The sequence below is a fragment of the Streptomyces canus genome (assembly GCF_030816965.1).
Taxonomy (GTDB): domain Bacteria; phylum Actinomycetota; class Actinomycetes; order Streptomycetales; family Streptomycetaceae; genus Streptomyces; species Streptomyces canus_E.
Genome location: NZ_JAUSYQ010000002.1, coordinates 1 through 19,176, shown reverse-complemented (window position 1 = coordinate 19,176; position 19,176 = coordinate 1). Strand labels below are relative to the sequence as shown.

Annotated in this window: 12 protein-coding genes and 4 pseudogenes; 12 read left to right on the top strand and 4 right to left on the bottom strand. The window is 67.4% G+C overall.

Annotated features, from left to right (window positions below):
• The first annotated feature begins 10 nt into the window (after nucleotides 1-10).
• From QF027_RS00815 to QF027_RS00770, 10 genes and pseudogenes are all read left to right on the top strand, one after another.
• Complete coding sequence (locus tag QF027_RS00815) at nucleotides 11-460, top strand: hypothetical protein (protein WP_307072100.1); 450 nt, start codon at nucleotides 11-13, stop codon at nucleotides 458-460.
• Nucleotides 441-884 (top strand): nuclear transport factor 2 family protein, encoded by a 444-nt coding sequence (locus QF027_RS00810; RefSeq protein ID WP_307072099.1) that lies wholly within the window; start codon nucleotides 441-443, stop codon nucleotides 882-884. Before QF027_RS00815 ends, QF027_RS00810 begins: the two co-directional genes overlap by 20 nt.
• Nucleotides 885-1,005: 121 nt before the next feature.
• Nucleotides 1,006-2,383 (top strand): annotated as a pseudogene (locus QF027_RS00805) (IS1380 family transposase).
• Between the two features lie 308 nt (nucleotides 2,384-2,691).
• On the top strand, nucleotides 2,692-3,807 hold the full coding sequence (locus tag QF027_RS00800; protein ID WP_307072098.1) for a pentapeptide repeat-containing protein: 1,116 nt from the start codon (nucleotides 2,692-2,694) through the stop codon (nucleotides 3,805-3,807).
• Nucleotides 3,808-4,091: 284 nt separating this feature from the next.
• Nucleotides 4,092-4,193 (top strand): annotated as a pseudogene (locus QF027_RS00795) (class F sortase); the annotation flags it as partial.
• 81 nt (nucleotides 4,194-4,274) lie between these two features.
• A complete protein-coding gene (locus tag QF027_RS00790; RefSeq protein WP_307072097.1) occupies nucleotides 4,275-5,834 on the top strand; it encodes an LPXTG cell wall anchor domain-containing protein in 1,560 nt (519 codons plus the stop codon).
• 527 nt (nucleotides 5,835-6,361) lie between these two features.
• Nucleotides 6,362-6,607, top strand: a complete 246-nt coding sequence (locus tag QF027_RS00785) for a DUF2283 domain-containing protein (protein WP_307072096.1) — start codon at nucleotides 6,362-6,364, stop codon at nucleotides 6,605-6,607.
• Between the two features lie 245 nt (nucleotides 6,608-6,852).
• Nucleotides 6,853-7,668 (top strand): serine hydrolase domain-containing protein, encoded by an 816-nt coding sequence (locus tag QF027_RS00780; protein WP_307072095.1) that lies wholly within the window; start codon nucleotides 6,853-6,855, stop codon nucleotides 7,666-7,668.
• Nucleotides 7,669-8,248: 580 nt separating this feature from the next.
• Nucleotides 8,249-9,445 (top strand): tyrosine-type recombinase/integrase, encoded by a 1,197-nt coding sequence (locus QF027_RS00775; RefSeq protein ID WP_307072094.1) that lies wholly within the window; start codon nucleotides 8,249-8,251, stop codon nucleotides 9,443-9,445.
• Entirely contained in the window at nucleotides 9,438-12,170 is a 2,733-nt protein-coding gene (locus QF027_RS00770; RefSeq protein WP_373432387.1) for a tyrosine-type recombinase/integrase, read from the top strand. Before QF027_RS00775 ends, QF027_RS00770 begins: the two co-directional genes overlap by 8 nt.
• Here the strand turns inward: QF027_RS00770 and QF027_RS49430 are convergent.
• Nucleotides 12,074-12,319, bottom strand: a pseudogene (locus tag QF027_RS49430) (barstar family protein); the annotation flags it as partial. The gene QF027_RS00770 and the pseudogene QF027_RS49430 sit on opposite strands and share 97 nt — an antisense overlap.
• A gap of 548 nt (nucleotides 12,320-12,867) precedes the next feature.
• Nucleotides 12,868-13,188, bottom strand: a complete 321-nt coding sequence (locus QF027_RS00760) for a hypothetical protein (RefSeq protein WP_307072093.1) — start codon at nucleotides 13,186-13,188, stop codon at nucleotides 12,868-12,870.
• 986 nt (nucleotides 13,189-14,174) lie between these two features.
• On the opposite strand from QF027_RS00760, the gene QF027_RS00755 reads away from it, so the two are divergent.
• A complete protein-coding gene (locus QF027_RS00755; protein ID WP_307072087.1) occupies nucleotides 14,175-14,651 on the top strand; it encodes a hypothetical protein in 477 nt (158 codons plus the stop codon).
• Nucleotides 14,652-14,736: 85 nt separating this feature from the next.
• Complete coding sequence (locus QF027_RS00750) at nucleotides 14,737-15,528, top strand: IS5 family transposase (RefSeq protein ID WP_307072091.1); 792 nt, start codon at nucleotides 14,737-14,739, stop codon at nucleotides 15,526-15,528.
• Between the two features lie 226 nt (nucleotides 15,529-15,754).
• Here QF027_RS00750 and QF027_RS00745 read toward each other — a convergent pair.
• Both QF027_RS00745 and QF027_RS00740 read right to left on the bottom strand, forming a co-directional pair.
• Nucleotides 15,755-15,970: pseudogene (locus QF027_RS00745) on the bottom strand (transposase); the annotation flags it as partial.
• A 241-nt stretch (nucleotides 15,971-16,211) separates the two neighbouring features.
• The gene (locus QF027_RS00740) at nucleotides 16,212-18,614 is read right to left on the bottom strand and encodes a DEAD/DEAH box helicase (RefSeq protein WP_307072092.1); all 2,403 of its coding nucleotides are present in this window, start codon (nucleotides 18,612-18,614) and stop codon (nucleotides 16,212-16,214) included.
• Nucleotides 18,615-19,176 lie beyond the last annotated feature (562 nt).

The following is a 19,176-nucleotide window of genomic DNA, read 5'->3' as shown; positions in this document are numbered from 1 at the left end:
GTGTGAGGTCATGGCACACGACCACCCTCCCGGCCTGACGCACGAGGACGGGGCCGACGGCCGCACGGGCGGCCGAGCCCGGAACGTGGAGCGGGAGCGGCTGACCGAAGCGAAGGTCAACGAGGTGACGGCCGCGGTACGCGGCGCGTTGAAAAAGGCCGCCCACGAGCGCTCCACCACTTCCTGGTCACGGCTGCACCGCCAGCTCGGCTCCGCCTTGCCCCCGCACCTTCACCCCGACGACCAGGTCGCCGTTCTCGCCCAGGTCGACGCCCACACCCCGGCTGACGAACCCCTCCTCACCGCGCTCGTGGCGGCCACCGAAACCACGTCGACGTCGGTGCAGACGGGTGAGGTGCTGCTGGTCGAGACAGTCCGCAACACCGGCTCGCATCAGGCGATAATGATCAGCTGCCTGTACGTATCACTTGGGGGGTCTTGTGAGTCTGAGTCCGCGTGAGGTGTTTCTCCGCCTTGTTCATGGGGTCGCCGACGGGAACTCAAGCGAGTTGCCTGACCTGTACGGCGAGGTTACCGATGTCCGGCATCCGATGGCGACGCCGGAGTCCGAGCCGTTGACGAGTCGGCGTGCGCTCCGGGAGCACTTCACGGTGCCGCCGGAAATGCGGGAGTCCTTGCCGAAGAGGAGTGTCGTCGATGTCGTCGTCCACGAGACCGCCGATCCTGAAGTGATCGTCGCCGAGTTCGCCTACGAGTTCACGTTGCCGGACGACGCCAGGTCCAAGGTGCCCTGCGTCTTCGTCATGCGTGTGCGGGACGGTCAGATCATCGAGTCTCGCGACTACATCGACCCGATCCGTACGTACACGGCACGCGGGGACCTCGACCGCCTCCTCGCGTCGTTGCGCAAGGGCGTTTCCTAACCTCGCGCTTTCCGAGGTGGGCTGTCCATCTGTTGATGATGAACGTAGAAAGTGCCTCTGACCAGCGAGAATGAGGATTGCTGAGGTCCTTGTTCCCGCCACCGCCGGAGGCACTTTCCAGGTGAAGAAGCGTATCGGGTTCTATCCGCGTGTCCGCGCCGAGGGCGGTGGTCGCGGCGTGGTTTCGCAGGCCGGTGCGGTGCTGCTGGCCGAGACGGCCCGCAAGACCCGTCTGGATGCGGCGATGTCGGCGGCGCTTAAGCCGTGGCGCAAGCTGCGGGCGGTGCACGATCCGGGAAGGATCCTGCTCGATGTGGCGCTTGCCCTCGCGCTGGGCGGGGACTGCCTAGCCGACGTGGCCCTGTTGCGGGCTGAGCCGGCCGTGTTCGGGCCGGTAGCCTCCGACCCGACGGTCTCTCGCCTGGTCGGACAGCTGGCCTCGGGCGGCAAGCGGGTCCTGGCCGCGCTGCGCACCGCCCGTGCCGAAGTGCGTGAACACGTCTGGCGGTTGGCCGGTGACGCGGCGCCGGATGCGGGCGGGCAGGTGATCGTGGACATCGACGGGGTCCTCGTCCTGGCGCACTCCGAGAAGCAGGACGCCGCCGCGACCTGGAAGAAGACGTTCGGGCACCACCCGCTGATGGGGTTCATCGACCACGGCCGCGGCGGGTCTGGCGAGCCGGTCGTGGGCCTGCTGCGGCCCGGCAACGCTGGCTCCAACACCGCCGCCGACCACATCGAAGCCACGAAACTGGCCCTGGCCCAGCTGCCGAAACGGCTCCGGCGCGGGCCTCAGACGCTGATCCGTACCGACTCCGGCGGCGGCACCCACGAGTTCGTCGCCTGGCTCGCCCGGCGCGGGCGGTGGCTGTCGTACTCGGTCGGGATGACCATCACCGACGCCGTCCACCAGGCCGTCCTGAAGGTCCCGGCCTCGGCCTGGACGCCGGCCGTGGAACCCGACGGCGACATCCGCGACGGCGCCTGGGTGGCCGAACTCGCCGGCGACTGCCTGACGGGCTGGCCGAAGGGCCTGCGGCTGATCGTGCGCAAGGAGCGGCCGCACCCCGGTGCCCAGTTGCGTTTCACCGACGCCGACGGCATGCGGTTGACCTGCTTCGCCACCAACACGGCTAGCGAGGCGATCGCCGCCCTCGAACTGCGCCACCGGCAGCGGGCCCGTGCCGAGGACCGCATCCGCGCCGCCCGTGCCACCGGTCTGCGCAATCTCCCTCTCCACGACACCGCGCAGAACCAGATCTGGCTGGAGATCGTCCAGATCGCCCTCGACCTGCTGGCCTGGATGCCCCTACTCGCCCTGACCGGCCAAGCCCGGCTCTGGGAGCCCCGCCGCCTGCGGCTTCGGCTGTTCTCCACCGCCGCCCAGCTCGTCACCACCGGCCGCCGCCGCTACCTCCCGCCTGGCCAGGCACTGGCCCTGGACTGACGTGATCACCGATGCCCTGGACCGGCTCCAGGCCCTACCGAACCCCGGCTGACCAGTACATTCCCGCCCCTGCGAGCAGCACCAGCCCACCGGAGCCGTGGAACCCGGCGCACACCCGACGCGACAGCCGGGCACTCAACCTGCCCAGACTCCGGAATTCCGCACCAACACTCGCCACAAAGGGTTCGTCAGCAAGCTGACGGACCCTCATGCAAGATCGAGGTTAGTTCGTGATCCGGACACCTAGCCTCGGTCGGTTCCACCGCATCAGAAGTCGGCGAGCCTTCCGGCCGCACCGGCATCGGCAGAGCCGACGTGCCGACCCGGGCGGTGCTTCTGTGCAGTGGGTGTCGTTGCTCCTTGTTCAGCCTTCCGGGACTGGTCGCCCTCGTAGCCCTGTTGTTCACGTGGATGCAGGTGGGCCAAACCAGTAAGGAACTGCGGATCAGCGAGCAAGGGGAGATCACAACCCGGTTCAACTCTGCAATCAACAACTTGGGATCCGACTCCACAGATGTACGCCTCGGTGGGAGCTACGCCCTGGAGCGCATCATGCATGACTCAACCCGCGATCACCCGAGGGTAGTTTCAGTGCTGTCGGCCTACCTCCGGCTCCATGCTTCTGTGGCGAAAGCCGGCAAATCCGCGAACGACCGGCCGCCCGCTGATGTCGATGCGGTGATGAACGTCTTGGCCGGACGCAAAGCCGAGCGCGACAAAGGGTTGACAATCAACTTGAGCCACATCGACCTGAGCGGGTGGGCGCCGGCGTATTCACGTACTCGGCGCGGTATCAATCTGGTGAGCGCGGACCTTACGGGTTCCGAACTCAGGCAGGCGGATTTCAGCTATGCCCAGCTTGACCATGCGTCCCTGGATGAGGCCGACTTCAGCGCGGCGGAACTGACCGGAGCACGGCTGAGAAATGCGCAGCTCCTGGCCGATCTCCGGGAGGTGAGTTTCCTGGATGCGGACCTGAGCGGTGCAGTGTTCTGCGATGGTTCCACACCTGCTCAGTGTGCGGACATGGGCGACGTTTCGTTTGAAGGTGCGAATCTAAGTCAGGCCACTCTCACTGGGGCAAATCTCACCGAAGCGACATTTTGTCCAGCTCCGGGGGTTTTTCTCCAGGAAGTCAGGAGCGGGAAGCAAGTTGGTGTCAGGTGCGCTCGCCTGCGGGGCACGGGCCTTCAGCGTGCGAACCTCGAAGGGCTGAATCTGTCCAGGGCGGATCTGACTGATGCCGTCCTGATCGAGGCACGATTGGCCAGAGTTGACCTGCGCCGAGCGAACCTGGCCGGGGCGAAACTATCCCGTTGCGACCTGTCCGGAGCGCGCCTGGCAGAGGGGGATCTCACCGGAGCCAACCTCGCCGGGGCAAATCTCAGGGGGGCGAACCTGGATGGGGCCACACTCGACGGTGTGCGCGGTCTGCCGCCGTCCCTGCGTCCAGCCTCCCAGCAAGGTACTAACTGAGGGTCAGCGGGCAGCATCTCCTCGCGTGGGCGTGAAGAAAATCGGCGCTGTCACTGCGGCAGGCCCAAGTCGAGCACGGGCGCTGGAGAACCAAGCGTGTGTGGATCTGCTGGCCCGCTCCTCCGGCCTGACCGCCGCTGGCACCTACATCGAGATGACCTCCCGCCTGACCGAGCCCCTCCTGTTGGGACTGGCCGGCACAGGGCTCCGCCGGGCCGGGCCAGGGCAGTCAGCGTTTGACGCGGTTGCGGGCTGCGGGGCGCCAGGCGCACGTCCGCTGCAGCGCCGAACTGCGCCTGATCACCTGCGGCGGCGCCTTCGACCGGCCGAGCCGCGGTTACTCCGCGAACGTCGTTGTCTCGGCGTATCTGACGGGCGGTCGGTAGAACTCGGGGGCAACCCTCGGTAGCCGCCGGATGTCTGAGTGGCTGGCGGAGCGAGACACGCTCCACGGGGAGGGACCCAGGATGATCAACTGCCGACGCATGGCGGGGGCCGTGCTGACCACCGTCGCGGCCGTCGTCGTCGCATGGCTGCCCGCGACATCGGCGCAGTCCGCGGACGGCCCGGTCGTGCACATCAAGATGCGCCAGGACAAGATCGCGTTGCCCATGCCACCGAGCGATGATCCGCCACAGGTGAGCTGGCTGCTCCGCAACGACGGGCCCGGTGTCGCGAAGGACGTCACCATCAGCATGGACCTGACCGACGTCAAAAGCTGGCTCACCGTCAACGGCAAGCCTGCTGACGACGTCTACACGGGGCCCACCCTCGCGGAGGTTGCCGAGGGCGATACCGCCGGCGGCATCGCGGACATCAACCCCAAGCCTGACACGCCGCCCGGCACCACCGGCACGGTGATCATGAAGGGCACGTCGTCCAACGGCACGGTGGTCTCCACCTCCGTCCAAATGACGGTGGGCTCCGCCGAGTTGACGGTGAACAAGTTGGCCGACCGCAAGGGCGACAAGCCGGGGACCACGATCGGGACGCCGGTCATCATCAGCAACACCGGTTCCGTGCCCGCCGACGGGGTCCAGCTGAAGGTGCTCACCACCCGAGGCCTCGCGTACGCCGACCGGTTCTCCAACTGCGCCTACTCCACGGTCAACGCAGACCCGTACGGCGGCCCCTCCGAGCAGGCGCTGTGCACCTTCGACACGGTCGTCGAGCCCGGCAAGAGCTACCGGCTGGACCAGCCGCTGGACCTGGAGGTGACCCACCAGGCCCTCTACGAGTTCGTCCGCCGCGAGGCCCTGCCCCTGTCGGGCGCCAAGGCGCCGTCGGGGAGCGGTCCGAAGCTCTCCCTGGTCGCCGCCGGAGCCGCGGACACCTCCGGCACGAAGATCGGCAGGCAGTACGTGCTGGCCGACAACTCCGCCGACATGGCCGCGGGCGGCGACACCGCCGAGGGCGCGCCGGGCGACCTGGTGCACGTGAACCTCTCGTTGAGCAACGAGGGCCCCGCCCGGATGGACAACAACTTCAGCGACGACCAGCCGGCGCTGCTGTTCACCGTCCCCACCGGCACCAGGGCCGTGGAGATCCCCAAGTGGTGCAGCGTGTGGCTCCCCGACGTGCAGATGGGCAACGGCGAGCAGACCCCCGGCGAGCCGCAGTACGTCTGCAACCCTCTGGAGACCGGGTTCGAGGTCGGGGACACCCGTACCTTCAGCTTCGGCCTCGAGATCCGTGACGGTGCCGACACCACCACCGGTGCGGCCAAGGCGACCACGGCGTACGACAACACCCTGGAGTTCGACGACAACCAGGCCAACAACACCGCGCCCGTCACCGTCGAGGTCGAGGACGCCGACAGCGCCACCGCCTCGGCCTCCGCGTCCCCCGCCGCCACGGGCGACAACGGCAACGACGTCAAGACCCGGACGGTCGCCGACGCGGCCGTGACCGGCTCGCTCGCCAGCACGGGCAGCAGCAGTGCGCTGCCCGTCGCCGGCGCGGTGGGCGCGGGCGCCCTGCTGATCGGTGGCGCGCTGGTGTTCTTCGTGCGGCGCAGGAAGGCCTGACGAGAAGGACTCACGGCACCTGGCCCGGTCGGCGACCCGCTCCCCCGAAGTCGCCAGTTGTCGACGAGGTAGCGCACCGCGTCGATCATCTGCCGGTGGCAGTAGCCCTCCGGACGGCTGCCCCGGCCCGCCAGCCATCCCGGAACCGGCAGCAGATCCCGCACCAGTGCCCACTCCGTATCGCTCATGTCCGAGCCGTACCGGGGTCGGCGCTCTGGCCGGTCGGCCGCGTTCCCGAACCGATGGGCGAGACAGTCACACCCAGGAGTGGACGGACTGGACCCGGCAACCACGACCACGCGACACTTCGACAACAGGGCCTCTTGTTTCTCGCTGGACTCGACAACCGCGAGCTACCAAGAGGCCCTTCCTCTATGCCCCACCAGCCAACAAGTCACCCGATCCAGGATCCCGTTCGAACCAGAAGGAGCGCACGACCGGATAGAGAACGGCCAGTGAGGTTGTGGCGGAGGCATGAGGACAAGGACAGCGCCCACCATCAACGACAGCCTGGGAGACCGCTCACCTTGGCAGACGTCAGAATCACCTACGACAAGACCGTGGACGCAGCGTACGCATACCTCACCGAACCGCAGGCTCGCGTGAAAACCGCGCGCATGTATCCCCGCGATCCAGTGGACGTCGACGGCATGATCAACCTCGACTTCGACGAGCAGGGCCGCCTCATCGGCATCGAGGTGTTGGGGGCCAGTTCAAAGCTTCCCGAGTATCTGCTCCAGTCCGCGGAGCGACTGGACACCGAAGGTGCATAACCAGTCGAACCCCACGCTCGGGGCGGGCAGACTGGAACAGGCTCACTGGCTGATGAATTCCCCCAGATCACGTGCCCCTCGCCCGGCCGAACGAGAGGCCCTGTTGCAGCACTGGACGGAGACCCCGTGACCCACCGCCGTGTCAAGCCATCGCCCTCGGCAGCGACGTCACTACCCGTCGTCGCCTACGACGCAGTGCCGCCGCGCGGCGCGTGAGGGCCGCCGTGCGACGCATTCCGACCTGCGTGTTCAGCAACACGGGCCCGCCGGCTTGCAGCAACGGTCACGCCGTCGACCGCTTCGTTCAGATCGCCTCGCTCACCAAAGTTGTCACGGGCACAGCGCTGACCCGTATGGCCACGTCCGGGGCGCTGGCGCTCGACGACCCCGTCGAGCGGTGGCTTCCCGTTGCCCCGGGCACAGGGATCACGCTTTTGCACCTGGCCCGGCATACCTCTGGCCTTCCCCGCCTGCCACCCGGTCGTCACTCCCGCCGTGACCCGTACGCAACGTTCAACCGCGCCGCGTTGGACCGGCTGCTGCCCCGACTCGACACGCTCGCCACGCACCCAGCTGGCGAGATAGAGGAGTACTCCAACCTTGGCTACGCAGTGCTCGGCGCGGCCCTGACCGCCGCCTCGGGGACGACGTACGAGAAGCTGGTGACCGAGTACGTCCTGCGGCCGCTCGGCATCACAGAGGTGACCTCCAACCCCGATCCTGGCCGACGTCTGCCGACCCCCGGGCTTCTCGGCCGCGCCCGCAGGCCGTGGAAGATGGGCGGCGCGATCTTGCCGGCGGGAGGCCTGTGGGCAACTCCCCGTGCGGCGGCCGACCTGGTGGTACGACTCTTGGTGGAGCGCCGACTGGGGGAGCCCGCGCCGAGCTGGCAGACGTCCGGCTCCTTGCGGTGGCACAACGGGGCGACACGCCACGCCTCCCTCTTCGCCGGAGCGATGGACGACGGTCGCTGGGTGCTGATCCACCGCCTGAACGCGGTACCGGAGGACACAGACCGAGTGGGTATCGAGATACTCCGGGGAATCTGGACTGCTCCGTAGCCCACTGCACTTGTCGTGCTCCGCAGGTTTGACCGGGGGCAAAGGCAAGATCCAGGTCCGCATCGAGCGCTTGCCGTGCGCAGCGGAGCCGGTGCCACCTTGAGGTCGCCGGCGAGGGACAGGAACGTGCGCACCACGGTCATCTGCGTGGCAGCAGCTCGATTATCCGTACGACAGAGGACAGACGACAGCGGCCCGCTGGCCGCGAGCGAAGTTCCCGTGAGAAGCCGGGAGATGACCTCGCCCGGCTTCCACCAGGCGCTCGCCGCACACCGGGCGGCATGGAGCGAGCGGCGCCTGGACCCGGCCATCGCGGAGCCGGTCGAGCGGCAGAACGGCCGCGCTGCGCCGGCAGCGGGAAGTTGCCTTCGCCAACGAGGCCTCAACAGCGGCTGGTGCAACGCCGATCGAGGCCACGCGGGTGAAGATTGAGACTCGTTCGCGCCTTGTCGGCGGCACGCTGGTAGAAGAGGCTCGCTAGCTGCGAAGAACCGCCGCCAACTTGGAAGAATGCTCCGTTATCTGCACTTTCTCAGGCTCGTTGATCGCGTGACCGACTCACGCGATCAAGGAGTGTGGAGTGGATCTCCGACAGGAACTGATGGAGGGACGTGCTGTCGTCCCCTCGGCCGGGGCAGTCGTCCCGGCCGAGGGGCAGCACCCTCCGTACATCGTCGTGAACGGCTTCAGCAGCGAAGTGGAGCCGGTGACCGCCTACTTGCGAAACCTGGCCCTGGGCGACTGCAGCCCACTGACCGGGCGGAGCTACGCCTACGGGCTCCTGCGCTGGTTCCGGCTGCTGTGGCTGCTGGGCACGGCATGGGAGAAGGCGACGGAGGCCGAAGTCGCGGTCCTTGCGGGGTGGCTGCGGTCGGCCCGCAATCCCCAGCGTCAGCGTCGCTCGTCCCAGAGCAGCGCGGCGGGAGCCGTGAATATCCGTACAGGTAAGGCGAGTCTCGGCCCTGGGTACGCGCCGCGAACGATCAACCATGCGTTGTCGGTCGTCAGCGGCTTCTACGAGTTCCACGGGCACCAGGGCCGAGGGCCGGTCGTGAACCCAGTGCCGGCCTCGCCGCAGCGTCGGCGGGTGCTCGGCCATCGCAGCCCCCTGGAACCGGCGCCCGTGCTGGGCAGGGCCCGGCTGCGGCAGAAGGTTGCCGACCGGCCGCCGCGGTCCATCCCAGATCTCCTTTGGGACGAGCTGTTCGCCGCCATGGGCTGCGAGCGCGACCGGGCTCTGCTCGACTTCTACGTCTCCAGCGGCGCAAGGGCGGAAGAGCTCCTCGGGGTGGGCCTGGAGGACATCGACTGGTCCGGCCAGAAGATCTACGTCATCTCCAAGGGCACCCGGGCCCGCGAGGCGGTGCCCGCTTCTCCGGCGGCGTTCCTCCGGCTGGCCAGCTACCTCGATCAGCGCGGAACTCCTCCCCCAGGCGAGCCTCTCTGGCGGACCCGGCACGGACAGGACAGGCCACTGAGCTACTGGGCGATGCGACGAGTTATCCAGCGGGCCAACGCCAAGCTCGGGACGAACTGGTCGCTGCACGACATGCGGCACACCGCCGCCTACCGCATGGCCAACGGCGGCACGCTCAAGCTGGAAGAGGTCCAGGCCGTCCTTCGGCACGCGAACATCCAAACCACCAACCGGTACCTGACCGTCCGCGTCGAAGAACTCTTCGACGTGATGGCCGCGCACTACGCCAAGCCGCGCACACCCACCCACTACGCGGTCGGCTACGACCCGTCCGACATCGCGGCGGTGTTCGGTGCCTGAGACCACGACCTCCCTGCCGGCCACGGGCCGCACGCGTCGACACGAGTACGCCGACAAGGATCTGAGCTTTCCCAGCCGCTTCATCTCCGGCTCTCTGGAAGCGGCACCCGCGGTCGCGGCCACGCTCCCGCGGCCCCACGGGGACCTGAGCACGGCGTCCGCGCAGAGCGTCGCTGAAGTCGTACGCGGCATCGGGGAGATGTCCGCCAACACTCGCAGCAAGCGGGTCCAGGTGACACGGACGATGCTCGACTACCTGAGCGACTTTCCGGGAGCCACCTGGCAAGAACGATGGGACGCCTGCCCGATCTCGCCCGGCGGCGTCAACTCCAGCGACCTCAGCCAGGAGCTCGGCTACGGCCGGGACCTGAACACCGGCCTGCGCTCCCTGATCTGCCTGCGGGTGATCCAGCCGTCCTTGAGGGCCTTCCGCAGCCAGACCTTCCCCAGCTTCGCCACTCCGTTCCACGAGGCACAGAACGACCCACTGCTCGACGCCTTCCACGACCGCGTCCAGGCACATGACATGTCCTGGCAGCACAAGCGCAACGCTCTCAACGACATCTGCGCCCTGCTCGCGGTCCAGGGCGTCTCACTGTCCGATGTCACCCCGGCGGCCATGCTGCACCACGGGCACGAGAGCCGACGCGCCGCAGTCGCTCTCGGGCTGGGCGAGGCCCGGAAGGTCGTCTTTCCTGGCATCGGCGCCTGGAACGTCCTGCACGCCATGGGGCACTTCCCGCCCGACACACCAACGACGCTGCGGGCAGCGCTCACCCGCGGCCAGCTCAGCGTCGAGGACTTGATCGATCGCTACCCGATCCGCAACCAGGGCATCCGCCAACTCCTGATCGACTACTGCAGCCGCCGCATGGTCGAGACCGACTACGCCACCTTGTCGCACATCTGCTACCTGCTGGGATCGATGTTCTGGCGCAAGGTCGAGCAGATCAACCCCGACCAAGCCGACCTGCGCCTCACCTCGGAGACCTATGCGGCCTGGCGCCAAGCAATCACCGTCCGGGACGACGGCAAGCCCCGCAGGCAACAGGACGACATCATCATCACCGTCCGCAGCCTCTACCTCGACCTGCACACCTGGGCCGCGCAGGAACCCGAACGATGGGCCCACTGGGTCGTCCCATGCCCCATCCCGCCCGGAGAACTACGAGGTCTGGGCAAGCGTCGGCGCCGCCATGATGAGCGCACTGCTGACCGAACCCGCCAGCGCCAGCCTCTTCTGCCGGTCCTCGCCGAGCACGTGGAGAACCGCTACGACCACGCCCGCAGGCTGCTGGAGCAGGCAACGAGCACACCTGACGGCGTCAGCTTCGTCCTGGACGGCAGGACCTACCGGCGGACCGTGACCGAGTCCGACCGAAAGATCGCACGCCACGAAACTCCGCCCCTCAAGGTCACCGACGAGGCAACCGGCCGGCTCATCCACATCACGACCGATGAGGAGACGGCGTTCTGGGACTGGGCCAGCATCGAGGTGCTGCGGCACTCCGGCATCCGCATCGAGGAGTTGTGCGAGCTCAGCCACCTCAGCATCCGGCAATACCAGCGCCCCAGCGGCGAAGTCGTCGGCCTGCTGGTCATCGCACCGTCCAAGACGGACCGCGAGCGCGTCATCCCCATGTCACCCGAGCTGTTCCACGTCATCGCCTGCCTCATCCGCCGCCACACCCGCGACGGACAACCGATCCCGCTGGTCAGCCGCTACGACCCGCACGACAAGCTCTGGAGCACCCCTTTGCCGTTTCTGTTCCAGCGCCGCATCGGAGCGAACCGCGGGGTGATCGGCACCAACACCGTCCTCAACATGATCCGGCGCCGCTGCGAGGCGCTCGGAGAGACGCACCCCGGCTTCCGGGACCTGCACTTCACCCCGCACGACTTCCGCCGGATCTTCGCCACCGAACTGGTCAACAGCGGACTGCCCATCCACATCGGAGCTGCCCTGCTCGGCCACCTCAACATCCAAACCACCCGCGGATACGTCGCGGTCTTCGACGAAGACGTCATCCGCCACTACGTCACCCACCTCGACAACCGACGCAAGATCCGCCCCAGCGACGAATACCGCCCCGCCAGCACCGAAGAGTGGGACGAATTCACCGAGCACTTCGACAAGCGCAAGGTCGAACTCGGCTCCTGCGGCCGCCCCTACGGAACCCCCTGCCAGCACGAACACGCCTGCATCCGCTGCCCGATGCTGCACGTCAACCCCAAGATGCTGGCCCGCCTCGACGAACTCGAGAAGGACCTCCTCGCCCGCCGGGACAGGGCCGAGCGGGAGGGCTGGGACGGTGAGATCGAAGGACTGAACCTCACCCTTGCCCTCCTCCGCTCCAAGCGCGACGAAACCCAGCGCATGGCACGCCGACCCGCTGTCGACCTCGGCATCCCTGCACACCGCCGTCCGAAGGAGTCGGAACGACCCTGCCCATGCCGGCACCTGGAACCGACCATCGATCAACGAAGGATGACGCTCACGCCCCGTTCCTCCAAGATCTCCAGGAGCAGCGCAAACAGCGAAACCTCGCCATCACCGGTGGGCACGCGCTCTGCCAACCGCGCCCTGGCCTCGGCCGAGGAATCCCAGTGCAAGGTGAACGGAGCGGTGGCGCCCCAGCCGCCTCTCAGACAGTCGTCCAGAGCATCAAGGTTCCAGCCGAAGTATCCGCCCGGCCCATTGATGGCCTCACCGATCGCGCAGTAGAAGCTGTCCCTGTCAACGATGTGCCGGCCGTCCAAGGTGAACACCTGGCCTGCAGGAGTGTCGGGCCGTCCCTGACGTTGGTACTCCCGAGACCACAGCGCCACTGACAGCCACGCATGGCGGTCTTCGGGCGCAAGATCGTGCCACATGCCGGTGCGATTCAGTTGCCCCGCGCGGATCAAGTCCCAGACCCGGTCCGCTCCAGCCAAGGCGTTCTCGCACCACAACGTCACCGTGAGGTCGACGAGGCCGGTCCCACGGGCGGATGGCTTGACGCTGACGACCGTGACCTCGTTGACGAAGTAGGACCCCATGGTGGCGCCATCGCCGTCGAGGAGGTCGAACCAGGCGTTCCCCGCCACGGCACGACGACCGCCGACGTGGTCAACGCTTTTCAGTAGGCCGCCCTGCGGCAGGCAACCCATGAGGTGCACTCGGCGTGCTCCCTCTTCATCCGCCAGCGGCGTGAACAACCCCTCGGCCTCGTGAGCAGAACCCCAGAAGTCAGCATCGTCCTCGTCCGAGGTCAACGCGTACTTCTGTCCCTCGCCACCCCGCCCTGAAGTTCGCATCGCACTCCCCATGAGGGCGTCGATCTTACCGGCGCCCCGCAACTTGCCGGGCGGTCGTCGATGACGCCACCACCCCCACCCCTCAACTCATCCATCTCGGAGGCCCTTTGACGACTCGCGTAACCCTATTCACCCGTGAGAGTGAAGTGCAGAGAAGCATACGACAGCGCAACATTCTTACCCAGCCGCTCGATCGCGATGCAGCCGTTGACGAGCACACCTTGGTGTGTGGCGTCCATGCGCACAGCAGACGAATCTGAACTGCCAAAGTGGATCGGCGTCAGCGAGAACTTGATCGTTTGGACAGTGGATACGAGGCTGATGGAATCACAGGATTCCAGAGCTTGCTTGGCCTTCGCATAGTCGGCGGCGAGAGCGCCGGTCGGCTCAGCCGTTAGCGCGTCAGATACGGCAACCAGGCCGTCCCGACTCTGGAGCGTCGCCACGGCCTGAGGGTAGTCCGAGCGGCCACTCCCTCCATTCAACTGCCGTGCCAGCGGCTGGCACCCTTTGAATTGGCTGTCGTTCTGGCCCTCGGACGGCGACGGGGCATCGGTCGGCTTCCGGGCGAAGGCTGGTCCCAAGTCGTCCGCATCGAGTAGCGCCGACTCCAGTTGGTCACTCGTGGGGAGTCTCACCGTGGGAGCTGAAGAGGCGGCTATCTGTGTTGAGGCGTGGGTCCTCGTCTCCGACGGCTTGGATGACGCATAGCTGTTACAGCCGCCGACGAGGGTCAGAATGCCGACGAACGCTGCAGCTTTGATTTTCCAAGCAGTGCGAGAACTCCTCATAGTGCCTCCCGTGACCTTTATGGGTTGGTCAGCGGGCTCATAGGGCGGAGCCGGTCTCAGCCCTGTACATCAATAGTCACACCGGATGGCGGCGAGCAGACGGAGCGCTGGAGGGGCGAGCTGGCGGACTGTGTCTGCCAGCTTGAGCGGGTCAGGTGGCCGGGCGGGCCTGGGTGGCGCTGTGCTGCGCGGGTGCGGTGGTCTTTTGCCAGGTGCGGCAGATGGTGATGACGGCGTCGCAGCCGGCGGTGAGTGTGGTCAGGGCGAGGGCCTTGTGGGTGTCGCTGTGGTGCAGGACGTGGGTGAAGTGCAGGGTGCCGGTGGTGGCGATGGCCGGGAGGGCGAGGCTGCCTGTGGGCCGTGACCTGGAGGTACATTGCTGTGACCGGTACCACCCCCGCCCTTCCCGCCCTGGCCGACCTGGGGCAGTTGCGCAACCAGGCCAAGGACCTGCGCCTGGCCGTCCAGGGCAGTAAGCCCGGTGCCGCCGAGCGCGCGGCCAAGACCGGCCCGGTCGACCCGGTCGATTTCTCCATACGCGACGCGCAGCATGTCATCGCCCGCGAACACGGCTTCGCCCGCTGGCAGGACGTGGTCTTTGCGTTCGGTAACCGCCAACCGCGCGCACGTGATCTGCACCCATGGGTTCGCCGTCGAGCTCAACCACGCGCTCGGGGGCCTGCTCTTCGACCTCACCCCCGGACACCTCGCGCGCCGAGCAGGACCGGGCCCTCTACCAGGCCTACGCGGCGTGTTACCACTGGCTGGAGGCGGGCACCCCGGCCCACCACGGCCGCGGCGAATACACCATTGCCCAGACTGCCCTGGCCATGGGCCGCCCTCAGGTTGCCGCCCACCACGCCCCGCGCTACGCGGAGTTGATCGCCGAGCACCCGGATGACTTCACCGACTGGGACCGGGCCTTCGCCACCGAGGTCCGGGCCCGGACGGCCGCCGCCACCGGCACCCCGGACGCGAGGGAACTCAAAGCCCGCGCCCAGCGCCTCGCCGACCGCCTCGCCGACCCCGACGCGCGCGAAGTCGTGCAGGACCGCCTGGACCGCGGACCTTGGTTCACACGGGAAGGGCAGCCCGACGCCACGGGCCCAACGGAATGAGCATCCCTCAGTCTGCCCTCTCCTCGCCGATACGAGAGTGCAAGCGGGTACGGGTACGGGGGCGGGCACGCGCAAGCCGTGGGAGATCGAGGACGGGTTGTGGGAGCGGATCGAGCCGTTACTGCCGGTGGTGGCGCGGCGCTGCCGTCACCCCGGACGCATGCGGCTTGAGCAGCGCAAAGTCATGTGCAGGATCCTGTTCGTGCTGTACACCGGGATCCGGTGGGAGGTCCTGCCGCAGGAGCTGGGCTTCGGCTCCGGGATGACCTGCTGGCGGCGGCTGCGCGACTGGAATGAGACGGGAGTGTGGCAGCAGTTGCACGAGCTTCTGCTCGCCGAACTGCGCGCCGGCGACATCCTCGACCTGTCCCGCGTCTCCGTCGACGGCTCCCACCTGCGGGCCCTGAAGGGCGGGGACGCCACCGGGCGTTCACCGGTAGACCGGGGCAAGACCGGCAGCAAGCACCACGTCATCGTCGACGCCCACGGCATCCCGCTGGCCGCCACCGTGACCGGCGGCAACCGCAACGACGTCACCCAGCTCCTGCCCCTGATCCACGCCGTGCCACCGATCCGCGGCAAGCGCGGGCGACCCCGCCGGCGCCCCGATGTGCTCTACGCGGACCGCGGCCACGACCACGACATCTACCGCCGCCAGGTCCGCGAGCTGGGCATCCGCCCGCGCATCGCCCGCCGCGGCACCGGGCACGGCAGCGGACTGGGCAAGAGCCGATGGGTCGTGGAAGCAGCCCTCGCCCTCCTGCACTGGTTCCGCCGACTGCGCCTCCGTTGGCAGATCCGCACCGACATCCACCAAGCCTTCCTCACCCTCGGCTGCGCGATCATCTGCCGGCGACGCCTGAAGACCTCATTTTGATCTGAGTCCTTGAGCACGCAGACAAAGGAACGCCGGAAGAGCGCGAACAGCTCGTGACCGTGCTGTCAGCCTCGAAGGTGCACTCATGCGGGGACTCACCATAGGCAAGTACTCCGCCCAGCCCACAGCCGTCCCGGACCTTCCTGCGGCCTGCAAACACCGCTAGAGCGTGTCTCTTTGATGGGTCGGTCAGTTGATCGGATGTGTCTGTCCGATTAGTGAGCACTACGGTCCAGCCGATGTCGTCGACGGCAACCGCTGCGGCGAGGACGGCGGCGAAGATCTTCTCCCATGTGCCGTCGACGGCCCACCTGATCAGCCGCTTATGGGCCGTCTGGAACGAGCCGAGCTCCTCGGGGGTGTCCCGCCAGGGCGAGTTGGCGCGGTACTTCCACGCGATGGCCTCGAGCGTGCCGCGGTGATCGGCCCAGCGCCGTCCCCTGGCAATGTGAACCTGGCCAAGCTCACCAGCAACACCGACGTTCCGCCGCGAGCCACCGAGCTTTCCGTCCGGATGCTCCGCCACGGCTTCGCTCTCTACGAGAAGGCCGCGGTCGCCACATAGCCCGAGCGGGGAGCGACCCGGGATCCCAGTGCCTACACGCACTCCAGTGCAATGCCGCTGGCCCGGGCCAACGAAAGACCCCGGGTCGTACAAAGCGTCCGGGAGCGGCCCAACAGCGTCAGGATTCCGCCCAGTTGAGGCCGAGGTCGGCGAGTGCGGTGAGTTTGTCGGTGGTCAGCTTGGCGCGGCGGCCCTTCTGGTTCATGATCCACACTCCGAGTCGGACTTCGGTTCCGTCTTCCAGTCGCTCTACGTGCCCCCGTGGGACGGTCACGGAGCCCTCCCGGGCCTTGTACCGTGCCAGGGCCGCTACACCCCGCTCGAAGGCCCCCACGGGCGTCGTGGACGGCTTCGCGGGTGCCTCCGGCTCCGGGGCCGGGGCGAGCGGTGTGATGCCGAGTTGTTCCATGCGCTCGCGCTGCCCGTCCGTCAGGCCCTCCCAGACCTTCGGCGTCCGCTGCCGGGCCAACCACTTCCCGATGTCCATGCCGTGGACGGTGACGCCGGGCAGGACTTCCACCGCGCCGGCTTGGCCTTCTTCGTCGCGTACGAGTTCGCGCAGTGCGGCGTAGTGGCGTTGCCATTCGGCCGGCCACTCCGGGTTCCAGTCCTCGTCGACGGCTTCCAGGGCTGTCTTCCATTCGGGATGGCCCTCCAGCGTGCCGGGTCGCCGCACATTCGCGAGCCACATCCCCAACGGCTTGCCCAGCATCGTCGCCGACCTCGGTGCGCAGAGGGTCCAGTGCTGGTCGTAGTACGCCTTGGCGGCCTCCAGGTTCTCCTGGAACCGCTCATCCGCGACGGACCAGACCATGCCGAGCTGTTCCAGCCGCTGGGCGCGCCGGCCGGTCATCTCCCCGGCCCCGTACGCGCGTCGCTGTTCTGCGACCCATTGCCCCAGTGGTGTCGCGCCCTCGCGGTGTCCGTAGGGCACCCTCGCGTTCCCGACCCGCTCGACGTACGTCTTCAGCTTCGCCCAGCCGCGGGCCCAGTCCTGACGCTCGGTGTCGATCACGTTGAAGGAGACCCAGTCCGCGACCATCACCGGATCCCGGGGGGCCGCGAAACGCAGCAGCAGGCGAGACTCGTCCTCGCCCTCTTCTGGGGCGACACCGATGTTCACGGACGGCTGCGCCACGTCCTTCTGCGGCTCCTGCGGAATCGCGAGCAGTTCCACGGCCTCTTCATCGTGGGCCCGCAGGCCCTCCAGGACTTTCACCAGGGGCCGGTAGGAACCGGAGGTGAACATGTCCTCAGGCTGCTCTCCCGGCTGGAGGAACACCGGCACGATCAGGGAGGCGAGCTTGCCCTGCCCGGGCTTCTGCCGCAAAGCGCGCCCGATGGCCTGGACGATGTCGTGCGGCGCCCCCTTGGGGTCCAGCAGGGCAACTGAATCCACGGCTCTGATGTCGACGCCCTCACCCAGGACCCGGCAGTTCGAGAGCACGGCCCGCTGCGCCGTGGACCCGAACGAACCCAGAACCTCCCGCCGACGCTCGGGGACATGCTCCCCGCACAGCCAGTCCGCCCAGATCCGAGCCGGGAACGTCTCGGGCTGATCGGTATGCAGCTTCGCCGCAACCCGCTCCAGACCCTCCGCGTACGCCTGAGCCTCGATCGTCCGGTGATGGAAGGTGATGCACGTCGACAGGTCATGCTGCGCCATCGTGTGCAGCAACGCGGCCTGCAAGGCTCCAAGGCGCTGCCCGCGTACCTCTTCCGTGTGCCGCTCCTCGCCCATCAGCTTCTCCGGCGTGACGACCGGGTCCTTCAGCTCCAGCACGATGATCTGGTACCGCGCCAGCAAGCCCCGGGAGACGGCCGACGCGAGCGAGAGCTTGTACAGGACCGGCCCGAAGACCTTCTCGTCATCCATGGAAGCCGCCATCTGACGCGGCAGCGGATCCCGCACCCCCTCAGCAACCTCCCGGCCCAGCCGCTCCTCCCAGATCCGCGGCGTCGCCGTCAGATACAACCGCCGCAACGCCGGGATCACACTCTGATCGTGGATGTCCGCCCACGCCTTACCCATCGACCCCGACGTCCGGTGCGCCTCATCCACCACCGCCAGATCCACCGGATCAAGCTTCTGCCCGTAGACACCCTCGAACGCCTCCGCCAGAACACCCAAAGACGCATAGGTGGCGTAGATGGTGACCGGCCCCTGCCCGTGCCACAGCGCCAACTGGACCGGGTTCGTCGTGGAACGCACCTTCAACGACCACAGCTCCGGGTCGTCCTGGAGCGAACACACCGCAACCGCCGGCCCCCTGTGCCCAACCTCGTGCCACGCCCTCACCGTCTGCGCCAGCAGATCCAGCGTCGGCACCAGCACGAGCACACGCCCCCTGGGCACAAGCCGCCTCGCCGACACCGCAGCCATAATCGTCTTCCCCGTCCCACACGCCGCGTGCACCTGCCCACGAAGACCATTCCAGGGAATACCACCCGGCGGAACATCAAGACCCCGCACAATGGCGGAAACGGCCTCGATCTGGTGATCACGCAGCTTCACGGCCATGCCCCGTGTTCTCCTTTTTCTCGGAATGCGGCACGTAATAACAAATAGAATCCAGGCGCAAGGTGCGCGGCGGTAGGGGTGTAGCATCTGATCCCAGACTCTACACAGCCACAAGTCATGATGCATCACCCATACGCCAACTTCACACCCGAGGATGGCACAGTGACTCAATCTCACCCACGAACGGTCGACTGTCCTATATACAGACAGGGTTTTGATGAACAGTGGGGACAGGTAGACGGTGGGGGAGAGGTTCAGGGTGGAGCGCAGCGGAACCCCGTCACTACAACAAGGCGCCGGCACTCCGTCAGGCCGACAGTGCGTCACATCCCTTGCAGAGGTAGTGGCTGGGAATCCCAAACCCTACACAGTCCCGCGCGCGATGCACCCCCTCTTGCCGCCAGCCCCAGGAATCCCGCTTGCGGGATTCCCTCAATTCGCGCTTACGCGAATTGAAACGCACTCAGAATTCCGCTTGCGGAATTCGATTCCCGCGCTTGCGCGGGAATCTGGCGGAGCGTCAGCGGAGCCGCTCCCTATGCAGCGCGCCAGCGCTGCATAT